Genomic DNA, 15,594 nt, shown 5'->3' with positions numbered 1-15,594 from the left:
TGATTAATTGTCTAACTATACAAAAGGTGGAATGACCATGTTTTTCCCACAATTATATACAAAAACCTCCTATTCGCTGTTGCAAAGCACGATCAGGATCCAAGATTATGTCCAAAAGGCAAGAGCACTAGGTTATACAGTCCTAGGAATAACTGATCAAGATGTACTGTATGGGATACCTGAGTTTTATCAAACATGTATCAAAGAAGGAATAAAGCCAATTGTCGGCATGCTCCTTACTTATACTTATGAGTCCCAAGCTTTTGATTTATTGGTATATGCGAAAGATGGCGTTGGCTACCAGCAGTTGATGAAGCTGTCGAGTAAAAAAATGATTCAAGAAAGTCTCGCATTATCAGAATTTACGGAATCAGATCATTTGATTTTCGTCGTTCCTCCCCAACATTCTGTGGTAGCTGAATTTAATCAAACGGAGACCTTTACTGCCCATTGGCAAGCACTCAAAGAAAAAGTAGGTCGACAAGATTTTTATGTTGGAATCACTGAAAGTTTCTCAGAACTACCAAGTGGTTGGGTAACGTTCCTAGCAGAAAACAATTATTCCTTATGTGCATTACAACCTATTGCCAGCTTAAGACAAGAAGAACTGTTTGCGCTTGAGACGATGAAACATCTTCGAGCTGGGAGCCAACTTTCTATGGAAGCAATCAACCAACAAAAGATAGAAACTAAAACAGGTTTTTTACTTGCTGAAAATGAAATGATCCAACGGTTTAATGAAGCACAGTTGGTTGATGCGCTAGAGGGTGCGCAACGTTTAGTTCAATCGGTTTCCTTTGAATTTCAATTTCATCAAAAGCTGCTGCCTCATTACCCAGTACCAGATCAGAAAAGTGCTGGTCAGTACCTTGATGAATTGTGCCACGCAAAATTAGTAGAGCGAGTCGAAGAAATCACTCCTGAATATCAAGAGCGTCTAGCATATGAGTTGTCGATTATCCATCAAATGGGCTTTGATGATTATTTCTTGATCGTGTGGGACGTCATGGCGTTTGCTCATCGAGAAAAAATCGTGACTGGCGCTGGACGAGGATCAGCGGCTGGTTCATTAGTTGCATATATCTTGGAGATCACCGATGTCGATCCTTTGCAATATGATTTGCTTTTTGAGCGTTTCTTAAACCCAGAACGTTATACGATGCCAGATATCGATTTGGATATCCCTGATAATCGTAGAGAAGAAGTCTTGAATTATGTCAGAGCAAAATATGGACAATACCATATGGCGCAAATTGCAACGTTTGGGACGATGGCGGCTAAGATGGTGTTAAGGGACGTGGCTCGTGTCTTTGGTTTATCACAAAGCGAAGCCAATCGATGGTCAAAGGCGATCCCTAATCAGTTGAAAATTACCTTACCCGAAGCATATCGGACATCGAAACCCTTAGTGGAGTTAGTTCAGTTAAGTGAAAAAAATCAATTACTATTTAAAACAGCTTCGATTTTAGAAGGATTGCCTCGACATGTCTCGACTCACGCAGCGGGTGTTGTGATCAGTGATAAGAATCTATTAGATCTGGTTCCATTACAAAAAGGATCAGATGAAGCATTTTTAACTCAATATACGATGAATGACGTGGAAGCGATCGGACTACTCAAAATGGATTTTTTAGGATTGCGAAATCTTTCGATCATTGATTACGCATTGAAAGCTATTAAAAAAGTAGAAAAGAAAGAAATTCGATTGAAACAAATTCCTTTAAATGATCCTAAGACACTTTTTCTCTTTCAACAAGGAGATACTACAGGGGTTTTCCAATTTGAATCTGCAGGTATTCGCAATGTTTTACGCCGATTAGGACCAGAAACAATTGAAGATATTGCGGCAGTCAATGCGTTATATCGTCCAGGACCAATGCAAAATATCGATACGTTTATTTCCCGCAAAAAAGGAAAAGAAACGATCCATTATCCTGATGACTCCTTAATGCCTATTTTAAAAAACACATATGGTGTCATCGTGTATCAGGAACAGATTATGCAAATCGCTGCAAAGATGGCTGGTTTTTCTTTGGGCCAATCGGATATTTTGCGTCGAGCAATCAGTAAAAAGAAAAAAGAAGTGATTGACAAAGAGCGGGAACACTTTGTCAGCGGGGCAGTAAGTCAGGGCTATTCGAAAGAAAAAGCGGTCGAAGTCTATGACTATATCGAACGTTTTGCCAATTATGGTTTCAATCGCTCGCATGCGTTTGCTTATTCATTTGTTGGGTTCCAAATGGCGTACCTCAAAGCCCACCATCCAGGCGCATTTTTTGTTAGTTTACTAAATTCGGTTCGACACAATACGACCAAATTAAAAGAATACATCGCTGAGGCAAGAAAGAAAAAATTAAAACTAGCAGCACCTTCCATTAATCAGAGCTATTATGGCTTTGAGCTAATTAATCCAGAAGAGATTCGTTTTGGTCTAACTGCGATCAAAGGTGTCCGAAAAGACTTCATTGAGGATATCTTAAAAGATCGAAAAGAAAATGGCGCTTATCAATCAGTGGATCAATTCTTGATTCGTTTAGATAAACGCTGGCTAAAATTAGAGTTGATCCAGTCATTAGTAGCAGTAGGCGTGTTTGATGAATTGGCACCAAACCGAAAACAATTGATGCTCGATTTAGAAGGAAAAATACAAAACATTATTTATAGTGGTGGAAGCTTAGATCTCCTAGGGATCATGGCTTTAAAAGAAGAAGAAGTGGCTGACTATTCTTTAGAAGAAAAGCTGCAATTAGAAGAGGAATATTTAGGCGTTTATCTTTCAGGGCACCCAACAGAAGGCTATGAACGCTTGAAATTAGCTAAAAAAATCCGGTTAATTACTGAAGTTATTCCGAAACAAACAGTCAGTGTATTAGTGATGATTAAAAATATCCGTGAAATCAGAACTAAAAAAGGGGAATTGATGGCTTTTGTTGAAGGAACAGATATCAGTGGAGAAATCACGATCACTGTATTCCCCAAATCCTATCGACAATTTCGTTCATTGTTTGAGTTGAATAAAGTGATCTTTGTTCAGGGACGAACAGAAACGAGTAAATACAACCAAGAGTTGCAATTGATTGGCGAAAATTTTGCTGATCCTGTAGAATTAGAAGAACAATATCAAGATCAGACTTGCTACTTACGAATCAAAGAAGAATTTGATGATCCACAAACGATGAAACAATTGCAAACTATTTTTCAGAAACATTCTGGGTACATTCCAGTCGTGATGTACCATGAAAAGAATCAACGGAAAGTAGTGCTGGCAGAAGCTTATTGGGTCGATGGAAGTAAGAGCTTGAAGAGTCAATTAGCTTACTTGCTCCAACCAGAAAATGTTGTTTTCAAATAACTTACGGTAAAATATACTATTTGCTTTCATTTTTTTCATTTTTTTATCAGTAAATCAAGACAATTGCTAAAAATAATGTTAGAATGTTAGTCGTGGTTAACGCAAAGAAGGTTATTAACCTAAGCATTGCTTAGGATAAAGTATTTTAATGAGGTGAATGATTATTATGAAACGCATTGGAATTTTGACCAGTGGCGGAGACGCACCTGGAATGAATGCTGCTATTCGTGCTGTTGTTCGTAAAGGGATTTATGAAGGGCTCGAAGTATATGGAATCAACTATGGATTTGCTGGATTAGTTGCAGGAGATATTCGTCGTCTAGATGTTGCAGATGTGGGTGATAAAATCCAACGTGGTGGGACATTCTTGTACTCTGCACGTTACCCTGAATTTGCGACTGAAGAAGGTCAATTAAAAGGGATCGAACAATTGAAAAAATTCGGTATCGAAGGTTTAGTTGTTATCGGTGGAGATGGCTCTTACCATGGAGCAATGGCATTGACAAGACGTGGATTTCCAGCTGTTGGTGTTCCAGGAACGATTGACAACGATATTCCAGGAACTGATTTCACAATCGGTTTTGATACAGCAATCAACACAGTTTTAGAATCAATCGACCGTATTCGTGATACAGCAACTTCACACGTTCGTACGTTTGTTATTGAAGTAATGGGACGTAACGCTGGCGATATCGCATTATGGTCAGGTGTTGCCGGTGGCGCAGATGAAATTATCATTCCTGAACATGATTTTGATATGGCATCTGTGGCTAAAAAAATCCAAGAAGGCCGCGATCGTGGTAAAAAACATTGCTTGATCATCTTAGCAGAAGGCGTAATGGGCGGAAATGAATTTGCCGAAAAACTTTCTGAATATGGTGATTACCATACACGTGTATCCATCTTAGGACACGTAGTACGTGGTGGCTCACCTAGCGCACGTGACCGTGTGTTAGCAAGCAAATTTGGTGCTTATGCTGTTGACTTGCTTCGTGCAGGTAAAGGTGGACTATGTGTGGGTATCCGCGACAATGAAATGGTCGCTGCAGATATCATCGAAACACTAGAAAGCAACAAACACAAACCAGACTTATCACTTTATGACTTAAATAACTCACTTTCATTCTAAGATTGAAAGCCTGTTATTTTAAATTTAAGCTATAGTTAAAAATAGGTATAGCTTGTTATCTTTGTATTTAGGCTTTAACCAGCTTTAAATAAACAAAATTGAATGGGAGAGTTTTGTAAAATGAAAAAACCAAAATCGTTAGTACATTAGGACCAGCAAGTAATTCAGTAGAAACTATTTCTAAATTGATTGAATCTGGGGCAAATGTCTTCCGCTTTAACTTTTCACATGGTGATCATGAAGAACAATTATCACGTATGACAATGGTCCGTGAAGCAGTTAAAAAAACAGGTAAAGATGTAGGTATCCTTTTAGATACAAAAGGTGCTGAAATTCGTACAACTGTTCAAGGCACAACTGAAGCTGATTTTGGTCGTGCAGGATACATCAAATTTGAAGTAGGAGATAAAACTCGTATCTCAATGGATCCTGAACATGTAGGTTCAAAAGAAAAAATCGCTGTTACTTACCCTGGACTATTTGAAGACGTTCATGTAGGTGGACACATTTTATTCGATGATGGCTTGATCGATATGGAAATCATTGAAAAAGACGAAGCAACTCGTGAATTAGTTGTAGAAGTGAAGAATGCTGGAATGCTAGGATCTCGTAAAGGGGTTAATGCACCAGGCGTTTCAATTAGCTTACCAGGGATTACTCCTAAAGATGCAGATGATATTCGTTTTGGTCTAGATAACGATATCGACTTTATCGCTGCAAGTTTTGTACGTAAAGCGCAAGACGTTTTAGATATTCGTGAAATTTTAGAAGAAAAAGATATGACACACGTTCAAATCTTCCCTAAAATTGAATCACAAGAAGGAATCGACAACATCGACGAAATCATCAAAGTTTCTGATGGTGTAATGATCGCTCGTGGTGACATGGGTGTTGAAATTCCTGCCGAATTAGTTCCAATGGTTCAAAAACGTATTATCAAAAAATGTAATGCAGCTGGTATCCCAGTAATCACAGCAACACAAATGTTGGAATCAATGCAAGAAAACCCACGTCCAACACGTGCAGAAGCTTCTGACGTTGCCAATGCCGTATTTGACGGAACTGATGCAACAATGTTATCAGGAGAATCAGCAAACGGTGACTACCCTGTAGAAGCTGTTGCAACAATGGCTCGTATTGACCAACAAGCTGAAAATGCATTATCAGAATTAGGTACTTTCCAATTAAACGAATTTGATAAAACTGATGTGACTGAAACAATCGGTCTATCTGTAGCACGCGCTGCTAAAAACTTAGGCGTTAAAACAATCGTAGCTGCAACTGAATCTGGTTATACAGCTAAAATGATCTCAAAATACCGTCCAGATGCTGACATCTTGGCTGTTACTTTTGACGAACGTACAAAACGTGGTTTGATGCTTAACTGGGGTGTTTACCCAACAGTTGCTGAAAAACCAACAACAACTGACGAAATGTTTGAATTAGCTGCTCAAAAAGCAGTTGACTTAGGCTTTGCTTCAGAAGGCGATTTGATCTTGATCACTGCTGGTGTACCAGTTGGTGAACGTGGAACAACTAACGTAATGAAAATTCAAATGATTGGTTCAAAATTATTAGAAGCTCAAGGCGTTGGTCAAAAATCAGTCGTTGCAAATGCAGTTGTTGCTTCATCAGCTGAAGAAGCAATCAAAAAAGCAAAAGACGGCATGGTTTTAGTTGTTCCAACAACTGATAAAGAATACATGCCTGCAATTGAAAAAGCAGCAGCAGTTATCGTTGAAGAAGGCGGATTGACTTCACACGCAGCAGTTGTAGGAATTGCACAAGACATTCCTGTAATCGTTGGTGCACAAGATGCAACTTCAACAATCACTGATGGCGAGTTAGTAACTGTAGACTCACGTCGTGGTATTGTATACCGTGGCGAAACAACAGCAATCTAATTGACTCCGCTGATCATCAAAAAAGGATAAGACTAGGTCTTATCCTTTTTTTTCGTTGTTTTTTAGATGAATCATGCGTCAACCTTCATTTTAACAGAATGATCGTCGGGGTGTTTAAGCTACGTTTTTAAAACGACCTTTTTCTAATGTTACTTAAAGTGTCAATTAGAGAGGAACAAGCAGACTACCGTACAACCATTATTTGATGTTTATTCAAAAGTGTTAATTATTATTCATTTCTATTAATAGCCATTCAATTAAGATTTGTTCTTCTTTTGAGTTTTCATAAATTGTTGGATGACCTCAACCACATTTTCTTGTAAAGGAGTCGGGATTTGCTGAGTACGCTTAGCGAGTGAAATCAGAAAGTGCGGCTGAAGCTGATCGGAAAGTGGGATCGATACGAGATGATCTTCAGGGTGAATAGCAATTTCAGTTAAAAAACCGATCCCGATATTTTCTCGAATCATGCTTTTCAATATGGCTAAGTCATTGCTTTGGTAAACAACTTTAGGTTCAATATGTGCCTGTTTAGCTAACTTTTTAAAAGCTGCAGGATGAACGTAATGCTCGTTCAATAAAACGAATTGTTCAGCTATTAGGTCGCTAAAAGAAATCGTTTGTCGGTCAGCGAAAGGATGAGTAGGAGCAACGACAATCATGAATCGCTTGTCTAAAAGTAATTCGATCTCTAATTTTTGATCGATAATTGGTTGGGTGGAGCCCAGGATCGCTAAATCGATTCTTCCTTGGTGGATCATGCCATACAAATCTCTCGAGCCACCATCTGTAATCTCAATTTGGTCCATTAGCTGAGATTTAATAAAATAACTGGATAATTTCGGAAAATATTCATTGCCAATGATTGGTGGCATTCCAAATCGTAATTTCTTTTTCTGTAATTGCGTAATCTCTGCTTTTGCCATCTTGATCTCTTGCAAGATAGATTGTGCATGGATAAATAACTGTTTGCCAGCAGGGGTAATCACTAATTCGTGGTGTGAACGATCTCTCGTGATAAGAACTGCGTCAAGTTCTTTTTCCAGGCGCTTAAGTGCGTAAGTGATCGTCGGTTGACTAACTTGAAAGTACTTGGCTACCTTGGTAAAATTCTTTTGCTTGACGATTTGAACATAATATTCGATATCTCGTGTGTTCATAACAAGCGTCTGCTCCTTTTTCTTATAAATATTGTTTATTGTAGTTCATCTTGAATACTTGAGCAAATAGAAACCATCAAGTATGTACGCCACAGAACAACTTGTAGAAGAATTTAGCCGGATAAACGATCAAAACTGCTGTTTTTATACCGTTAGTTATCATTCTTGGTTAGTAAAAATCGTTCTTCTGTAGGAATGATCGAATGTTATTCTAAAAATCATCAGTTAATTTTGGGGTAAACATATAGTTTACGAAACAATAAGGAGAAAAAGTCAAAATTTACAGAGAGTCTTTCACGTAATAGAGAAAAAGTTTAGTTAAAAAAATGGCTTCTCTATTTGTTGCGGGTTGCCATGGAAATTTGTTCGTAAATAAAAATAAGACAACATAACGAATAAATAAAAAAATGTTTTTTAATGAAGTGTAAGGTGTCAAGAAAATTTCATTGACAAGGACCTTTTTGCCCTGTATAATTGCTTTTGTTGCTTAGGAGTGATGAAAAATGAAATGGTCCTTACTCGAATTGAGAAAATACCAAGAGACACCGTTAACATTTCATGAGACCCTTGATCTTAAAGCGGAACTCATGGAGCGAGACAATTTAATACTAGATGTTGCGCCTGTTGCAGTCCAAGGGTTAGTCTCAGTTGATAAAAAAGGCTATCTGGTTCATTACACTGTGCAGACGACTCTGACTGTTCCATCTACGCGTTCTTTAGAACCGGTTGAATTACCGATGGACTTTACTGTTGACGAATTGTTTATGACAAAAGAACAATATCAACTCAGAGATGACCAATTGTCTGCAGAAGAGATTTTGTTAATCGAAGATGCAAAACTTGACCTGACAGAATCAATTGAAGACAACATTTTATTGGCAATTCCGATGCGCGTATTAACAGAGGAAGAAGAACTAGCAACTGACCTGCCAAAAGGAACAGATTGGGAAGTCGTTTCCGAAGAAGAATATGAGCGTAGAAAATCAGAAGATGCCAAGACAAAAGTAGATCCTCGTCTTGCAAAATTATCGGAACTTTTTGATGAACCATCAAATGAAGATGATAAAGCGTAAGATTGGAATATATTGCATCAATTAAGGTGCAAGACTTTACAAGGAGGTGTAGCAAAATGGCAGTACCAGCTAGAAGAACATCAAAAGCTAAAAAAGCAAAACGTCGTACACACTACAAATTGACAATCAAAGGTTTAAACGAATGTGCAAACTGTGGTGAAATGAAAAAAAGCCATCACGTATGTGCAAATTGTGGTTACTACGATGGTAAGGACGTAATGTCTAAAGAAGCTTAATACATTTTAATTAGAAAATGTAAAAACCTCAAGGCTAACCATGGAGCCTTGAGGTTTATTTTTTTGTGATACTTTAAAACTTTCCTAGCTCGTCCATTAATATTAAAACAACGTCATAAAAATATATGCTTCTTTGGTTTGCAATAGCGCCATGTTAAGCTATAATGATAGAGATTAGGGAGAACATCCCATATGTAGGAGGAGTTCATATGTCAAAACAACAAATCGGCGTTGTCGGTATGGCCGTAATGGGTAAAAACTTAGCCCTTAATATTGAAAGTCGTGGGTATTCAGTTGCCCTCTTTAACCGTACTGGATCAAAGACAACTGCTGTGGTGGAAGAACACCCAGACAAAAAATTTAAAGCAACTTATTCAATCGAAGAATTTGTCGATTCGATCGAAAAACCACGTCGAATCCTTCTAATGGTAAAGGCTGGTCCGGCAACGGATGCAACCATCCAAGAATTACTTCCGCATTTAGATAAAGGAGATATTTTAATCGATGGAGGAAATACTTTCTTCAAAGACACGATTCGTCGGAATGAAGAACTAGCTAACTCTGGTATCAACTTTATCGGCACAGGTGTATCAGGTGGGGAAGAAGGAGCCTTAAAAGGACCTTCAATCATGCCTGGAGGGCAAAAAGAAGCCTATGAATTGGTTGCGCCAATCTTAGAGCAAATCTCTGCTAAAGCAGAAGACGGGGCCCCTTGTGTGACTTACATCGGTCCTAATGGTGCTGGTCATTATGTCAAAATGGTTCATAACGGCATCGAATATGGCGATATGCAATTGATTGCAGAATCCTATGACTTGATGAAAAACATTTTAGGCTTATCAGTTGAAGAGATGGCTGACATCTTTAAAGAATGGAATCAAGGTGAGTTAGATAGTTACTTGATTGAGATCACTGCAGATATTCTAACAAGAAAAGATGATGAAGGAACTGGTAAACCAATCGTTGACGTCATCATGGACGCTGCTGGTAACAAAGGAACAGGGAAATGGACGAGCCAAAGTGCGTTAGACCTAGGTGTTCCTTTACCATTGATCACAGAATCAGTTTTTGCCCGCTACATTTCAGCATACAAAGATGAACGTGTCCGAGCAAGCAAAGTGCTAACCCGCACGAATGAGTTTTCATTTACTGGAGATAAAAAAGAGTTAATCGAAAAAATCCGTGAAGCATTGTACTTCAGCAAAATTATGAGTTATGCACAAGGTTTTGCTCAATTACGTGTTGCTTCTAAAGAATATGGTTGGGATCTGCCATTTGGTGAAATTGCTAAGATCTGGCGCGCTGGGTGTATCATTCGTGCTCGTTTCTTACAAAAAATCACTGATGCGTATGACAAGGATTCTGATATCGAAAATCTTTTATTAGATGATTATTTTGTCGACATCACCAATAAATACCAACAAGCAGTAAGAGATGTAGTCGCACTAGCTGTCCAAGCAGGCGTTCCAGTACCAACTTTTTCTTCTGCGATTGCTTATTTCGATTCTTATAGAGCAGAACGCTTACCGGCAAATATTATCCAAGCGCAACGTGATTATTTTGGTGCGCACACCTATGAACGGGTAGATAAAGAAGGAATCTTCCATTATTCATGGTATCATGAAGAGTAATCTTTTCGCTTCTTGAAGATGAAGAAAAATAAAAGATGACATGAGAGCTGGAGTCAACTGAAAAGAGAAGACTTCAGCTCTTTTTAAAAATTATTATCCATGATAAAATGGTTATAGATTTTTAAGTAGATTATCGGTATAATAATAGAGTTTTGAAAAGCCCGTAGAATAGAAAGGAAAAAAATTGATGAGTAATATTCTAATCATTGAAGATGAGAAAAACTTAGCTCGGTTTGTCGAGTTAGAATTAAAGCATGAAGGCTACAATGCAGAAGTACATTACAATGGCCGTACAGGATTAGATGCAGCGTTAAACAATGAATGGGATGCTATTTTATTAGACTTGATGTTACCAGAATTAAATGGACTAGAAGTATGCCGTCGTGTCCGTCAAGTTAAAAATACACCAATCATTATGATGACTGCTAGAGACTCAGTAATCGATCGTGTCTCAGGATTAGATCATGGTGCAGATGACTATATCGTTAAACCTTTTGCGATTGAAGAATTATTAGCTCGTTTACGTGCCTTATTACGTCGTATCGACATTGAAGGAGACAAGAATGTAGCGAAACAAACAACGATCACCTATCGTGACCTAACGATCGAAAAAGAAAATCGTGTCGTACGACGCGGCAGTGAAGTCATTGAGTTAACAAAACGTGAATATGAATTGTTACTTACTTTGATGGAAAATGTAAATGTTGTATTAGCCCGTGATGTTTTACTAAACAAAGTATGGGGATACGAAACAGAAGTCGAAACGAATGTTGTGGATGTCTATATTCGTTATCTTCGTAATAAAATTGATGTTCCTGGAGAAGAAAGTTATATCCAAACTGTCCGTGGAACAGGCTATGTGATGCGCTCGTGATAAAACCGAAAAATTCTGAAAAAAGAGAACTTAAAGGTCCCTCCTTGACAATCAAGTGGGCCTTTGCAAGTTCTTTCTTTATATTCGTTGTTTTTACCATTTTTGCGGTCATTACGTATAAGTCTTCAATCAATCTAATCGTGGCAAAAGAGCGAAACAATGACGAACGAACGATCTCAGAAGTCGCTTCACGATTAGCCAATGCAAATGAAGAGCTGACATTAGTCAACACTTACCGCAACTTAACAAATGCAGAAAATAATACGAGCATCAGTGACACATCAATCATTGAAGGGAATTTGATGAAAATCGATTCGTTCATTTCCGAATTAGGACAATCTTCAATGGATCTATATGTCTATAACTTAGATGAAAAATTAATTTTTAAAACGCATGAAAAAGATCGTTCATTGATCCAAACAACTAGAAAAGTGCCAACGATCGTTACGTTAGATGGCAAAACTGGTTTTCTTTCTGTCCAGCCGATCTATTCTAAAGAAACGAGAGAAAAGATTGGTTATGCTCAAAGTTTTTATGAACTTTCATCTTTTTATGATATTCGGAACAAGTTATTATTGACACTCATCGTATTAGAAGTTGTTTCCTTGATTTTAAGTATTATACTCGGGTTTTTCTTATCCTCTTATTTCTTAAAACCATTAAAGGTCTTACGAGACACGATGGATACGATTCGTAAAGACCCACAATCAGATATTCATATGCCGGAAATCGATACGAATGATGAAATAGCTGATCTTGCTGAAATCTTCAATGAGATGCTTGATCGCATGCGTCTTTATATTGAACAGCAAGAACAATTTGTGGAAGATGTTTCTCATGAATTAAGAACTCCAGTAGCAATCATTGAGGGACACTTGAGTTTATTGAACCGTTGGGGGAAAGATGATCCTGAAATCTTTGAAGAATCATTAGCTGCAAGTATGCAGGAAATTAGCCGAATGAAGAGTTTGGTTCAGGAAATGCTTGATCTTTCCAGAGCAGAACAAGTGGATATGCATTATGCGAATGAAACGACATTAGCGAAAGAAGTCACTTACCAGGTTTACAATAACTTCAAAATACTATATCCAGATTATGTCATTACTTTAGATGACGATTTAGCAAAAGAAGTGACTCTGCAAATTTATCGTAACCACTTTGAACAGCTAATCATTATTATTTTGGATAATGCAGTGAAGTATTCAACCAATCGAAAAGAAGTGCATATTTCGATTTCTTCTACATTGAGCGAATTTGAAATTGCGATTCAAGACTTTGGAGAAGGCATACCACAAGAAGACCTTAATAAGATTTTTAATCGCTTTTATCGTGTCGACAAAGCCAGAGCACGAACAAAAGGTGGTAATGGGTTAGGGTTATCCATTGCCAAGCAATTGGTTGAAAATTATAAAGGAAGAATCAATGCAGAAAGTGTCGTTGGGCAGGGTACCATTTTTAGGATCTTTATTCCGATTGTAAAAGAAGAAAACAAGTAAAGGGGGTTAACTTTACTTGTTTTTTTATTCAAAAAACAAATAATATAGGGAAGTACTCGAATTTATAAAAAACGTAAATACGCGGAACCGAACTTTTGTATCTGAATTGGTGTTAAACGCGCTGAAAAAACTATAAAAAAACGTCAAAATACTAATTATCGAGAGGAATATTCGCCTTTAAAAATTATAGTGAAAAATATGTTTTTTTCTATTGCAATTTTCGACAGTCCTTGATATATTATTATTTGTTCTGATAAAGCGTGATGAATTTCACTTTAAAATTTGTTGAAAAAACATATTGACGATGAAAAATCACCATGTTATAATAACGAAGTCGCTTGATTAAGGAGTGACGAAAAGATTGAAATATCAATGAAAAAAGTTGTTGACAAATAACAATTTAAATGATATGATAATCAAGTCGTTAAGAACACGGCAAACAACTCAGTCAAAAAAACTTGAAAAAAGTTGTTGACAAAACCTTAAGAAAATGTTAAGATATAAGAGTTGTTGAAAGAGAAAATGTAGACCTTTGAAAACTGAACAAAGCAAAGACAAACCAAATGTGTAGGGCGTCTTGATTGATTCAAGACAACAAACATTTTTAACAAGCAAGCAATATGCTAGCAAACAATTGAGCTTAACAATCGCAAGATTGTTCGAACTTTTTATGAGAGTTTGATCCTGGCTCAGGACGAACGCTGGCGGCGTGCCTAATACATGCAAGTCGAACGCTTCTTTTTCCACCGGAGCTTGCTCCATCGGAAAAAGAGGAGTGGCGAACGGGTGAGTAACACGTGGGTAACCTGCCCATCAGAAGGGGATAACACTTGGAAACAGGTGCTAATACCGTATAACAATCGAAACCGCATGGTTTTGATTTGAAAGGCGCTTTCGGGTGTCGCTGATGGATGGACCCGCGGTGCATTAGCTAGTTGGTGAGGTAACGGCTCACCAAGGCGACGATGCATAGCCGACCTGAGAGGGTGATCGGCCACATTGGGACTGAGACACGGCCCAAACTCCTACGGGAGGCAGCAGTAGGGAATCTTCGGCAATGGACGAAAGTCTGACCGAGCAACGCCGCGTGAGTGAAGAAGGTTTTCGGATCGTAAAACTCTGTTGTTAGAGAAGAACAAGGATGAGAGTAACTGTTCATCCCTTGACGGTATCTAACCAGAAAGCCACGGCTAACTACGTGCCAGCAGCCGCGGTAATACGTAGGTGGCAAGCGTTGTCCGGATTTATTGGGCGTAAAGCGAGCGCAGGCGGTTTCTTAAGTCTGATGTGAAAGCCCCCGGCTCAACCGGGGAGGGTCATTGGAAACTGGGAGACTTGAGTGCAGAAGAGGAGAGTGGAATTCCATGTGTAGCGGTGAAATGCGTAGATATATGGAGGAACACCAGTGGCGAAGGCGGCTCTCTGGTCTGTAACTGACGCTGAGGCTCGAAAGCGTGGGGAGCAAACAGGATTAGATACCCTGGTAGTCCACGCCGTAAACGATGAGTGCTAAGTGTTGGAGGGTTTCCGCCCTTCAGTGCTGCAGCTAACGCATTAAGCACTCCGCCTGGGGAGTACGACCGCAAGGTTGAAACTCAAAGGAATTGACGGGGGCCCGCACAAGCGGTGGAGCATGTGGTTTAATTCGAAGCAACGCGAAGAACCTTACCAGGTCTTGACATCCTTTGACCACTCTAGAGATAGAGCTTCCCCTTCGGGGGCAAAGTGACAGGTGGTGCATGGTTGTCGTCAGCTCGTGTCGTGAGATGTTGGGTTAAGTCCCGCAACGAGCGCAACCCTTATTGTTAGTTGCCATCATTTAGTTGGGCACTCTAGCAAGACTGCCGGTGACAAACCGGAGGAAGGTGGGGATGACGTCAAATCATCATGCCCCTTATGACCTGGGCTACACACGTGCTACAATGGGAAGTACAACGAGTCGCAAAGTCGCGAGGCTAAGCTAATCTCTTAAAGCTTCTCTCAGTTCGGATTGTAGGCTGCAACTCGCCTACATGAAGCCGGAATCGCTAGTAATCGCGGATCAGCACGCCGCGGTGAATACGTTCCCGGGCCTTGTACACACCGCCCGTCACACCACGAGAGTTTGTAACACCCGAAGTCGGTGAGGTAACCTTTTGGAGCCAGCCGCCTAAGGTGGGATAGATGATTGGGGTGAAGTCGTAACAAGGTAGCCGTATCGGAAGGTGCGGCTGGATCACCTCCTTTCTAAGGAATATTACGGAGACTACACTGTTTGTTTTTMTACTTTGTTCAGTTTTGAGAGGTCTACTCTCAAAAATAAATCGGGGCCTTAGCTCAGCTGGGAGAGCGCCTGCTTTGCACGCAGGAGGTCAGCGGTTCGATCCCGCTAGGCTCCATTAACAACATTAGTTGTTAAAACATTTTGTTCATTGAAAACTGGATATTTGAAGTAAATTAGTAATACAAACCGAGAACACCGCGTTGAATGAGTTTTTTAATAAGTTCAATTGCTTATTTTCTTGATCGGACTTCTATCGCTAGAAGAAAGATCAAAACCCAACCGTAAGGTTGATAAGGTTAAGTGAATAAGGGCGCACGGTGGATGCCTTGGCACTAGGAGCCGATGAAGGACGGGACTAACACCGATATGCTTTGGGGAGCTGTACGTAAGCTATGATCCAGAGATTTCCGAATGGGGGAACCCAGCATCTTTTATAGGATGTTACGTTTGCGTGAATACATAGCGCATTCGAGGTA

At 39.2% G+C, this 15,594-nt stretch carries 9 protein-coding genes, 1 tRNA gene and 2 rRNA genes (1 of these 12 cut by a window edge); 11 read left to right on the top strand and 1 reads right to left on the bottom strand.

The window, feature by feature from the left end:
- The first annotated feature begins 37 nt into the window (after positions 1-37).
- The 3 genes from dnaE to pyk all read left to right on the top strand — a co-directional run bounded on the left by dnaE (position 38) and on the right by pyk (position 6,385).
- Positions 38-3,352 (top strand): DNA polymerase III subunit alpha, encoded by a 3,315-nt coding sequence (dnaE, locus tag EHR_RS13045; protein ID WP_010738118.1) that lies wholly within the window; start codon positions 38-40, stop codon positions 3,350-3,352.
- Between the two features lie 166 nt (positions 3,353-3,518).
- On the top strand, positions 3,519-4,481 hold the full coding sequence (gene pfkA, locus EHR_RS13040; protein WP_010719641.1) for a 6-phosphofructokinase: 963 nt from the start codon (positions 3,519-3,521) through the stop codon (positions 4,479-4,481).
- A 134-nt stretch (positions 4,482-4,615) separates the two neighbouring features.
- Entirely contained in the window at positions 4,616-6,385 is a 1,770-nt protein-coding gene (gene pyk / locus EHR_RS13035; RefSeq protein WP_042970026.1) for a pyruvate kinase, read from the top strand.
- A gap of 257 nt (positions 6,386-6,642) precedes the next feature.
- On the opposite strand, the gene EHR_RS13030 is transcribed toward pyk, so the two are convergent.
- Positions 6,643-7,545 carry a LysR family transcriptional regulator gene (locus EHR_RS13030; RefSeq protein ID WP_010738117.1) on the bottom strand — a complete coding sequence of 301 codons (903 nt, stop codon included), beginning with the start codon at positions 7,543-7,545 and terminating at the stop codon, positions 6,643-6,645.
- 503 nt (positions 7,546-8,048) lie between these two features.
- On the opposite strand from EHR_RS13030, the gene EHR_RS13025 reads away from it, so the two are divergent.
- The 8 genes from EHR_RS13025 to EHR_RS12990 form a co-directional block, all read left to right on the top strand.
- On the top strand, positions 8,049-8,618 hold the full coding sequence (locus EHR_RS13025; protein ID WP_010738116.1) for a YceD family protein: 570 nt from the start codon (positions 8,049-8,051) through the stop codon (positions 8,616-8,618).
- A 56-nt stretch (positions 8,619-8,674) separates the two neighbouring features.
- On the top strand, positions 8,675-8,854 hold the full coding sequence (gene rpmF / locus EHR_RS13020; protein ID WP_010719637.1) for a 50S ribosomal protein L32: 180 nt from the start codon (positions 8,675-8,677) through the stop codon (positions 8,852-8,854).
- A gap of 209 nt (positions 8,855-9,063) precedes the next feature.
- Positions 9,064-10,485 (top strand): NADP-dependent phosphogluconate dehydrogenase, encoded by a 1,422-nt coding sequence (gndA, locus tag EHR_RS13015; protein WP_010738115.1) that lies wholly within the window; start codon positions 9,064-9,066, stop codon positions 10,483-10,485.
- 187 nt (positions 10,486-10,672) lie between these two features.
- On the top strand, positions 10,673-11,359 hold the full coding sequence (locus tag EHR_RS13010; RefSeq protein WP_005875038.1) for a response regulator transcription factor: 687 nt from the start codon (positions 10,673-10,675) through the stop codon (positions 11,357-11,359).
- Complete coding sequence (locus EHR_RS13005) at positions 11,356-12,855, top strand: HAMP domain-containing sensor histidine kinase (protein WP_014834748.1); 1,500 nt, start codon at positions 11,356-11,358, stop codon at positions 12,853-12,855. Before EHR_RS13010 ends, EHR_RS13005 begins: the two co-directional genes overlap by 4 nt.
- A gap of 666 nt (positions 12,856-13,521) precedes the next feature.
- Positions 13,522-15,081, top strand: a 16S ribosomal RNA gene (locus EHR_RS13000).
- A gap of 79 nt (positions 15,082-15,160) precedes the next feature.
- A tRNA-Ala gene (locus EHR_RS12995) sits at positions 15,161-15,233 on the top strand.
- A gap of 179 nt (positions 15,234-15,412) precedes the next feature.
- Positions 15,413-15,594 (top strand): 23S ribosomal RNA (locus EHR_RS12990); it runs 2,732 nt beyond the window's last position.
- Together the 16S and 23S rRNA genes with 1 tRNA gene alongside form the textbook arrangement of a ribosomal RNA operon.

The sequence above is a fragment of the Enterococcus hirae ATCC 9790 genome (assembly GCF_000271405.2).
Classification (GTDB): Bacteria; Bacillota; Bacilli; order Lactobacillales; family Enterococcaceae; genus Enterococcus_B; species Enterococcus_B hirae.
The sequence above is the reverse complement of the archived record's forward strand: the minus strand, read 5'-3'. Positions and strand labels throughout refer to the sequence as shown.

Bases quoted from the DNA above. Each gene is read 5' to 3' on its own strand.
- rpmF (WP_010719637.1), top strand. From the start codon at position 8,675: ATGGCAGTACCAGCTAGAAGAACATCAAAAGCTAAAAAAGCAAAACGT.
- EHR_RS13030 (WP_010738117.1), bottom strand. From the start codon at position 7,545: ATGAACACACGAGATATCGAATATTATGTTCAAATCGTCAAGCAAAAG.
- gndA (WP_010738115.1), top strand. From the start codon at position 9,064: ATGTCAAAACAACAAATCGGCGTTGTCGGTATGGCCGTAATGGGTAAA.
- pfkA (WP_010719641.1), top strand. From the start codon at position 3,519: ATGAAACGCATTGGAATTTTGACCAGTGGCGGAGACGCACCTGGAATG.
- EHR_RS13010 (WP_005875038.1), top strand. From the start codon at position 10,673: ATGAGTAATATTCTAATCATTGAAGATGAGAAAAACTTAGCTCGGTTT.
- EHR_RS13025 (WP_010738116.1), top strand. From the start codon at position 8,049: ATGAAATGGTCCTTACTCGAATTGAGAAAATACCAAGAGACACCGTTA.
- dnaE (WP_010738118.1), top strand. From the start codon at position 38: ATGTTTTTCCCACAATTATATACAAAAACCTCCTATTCGCTGTTGCAA.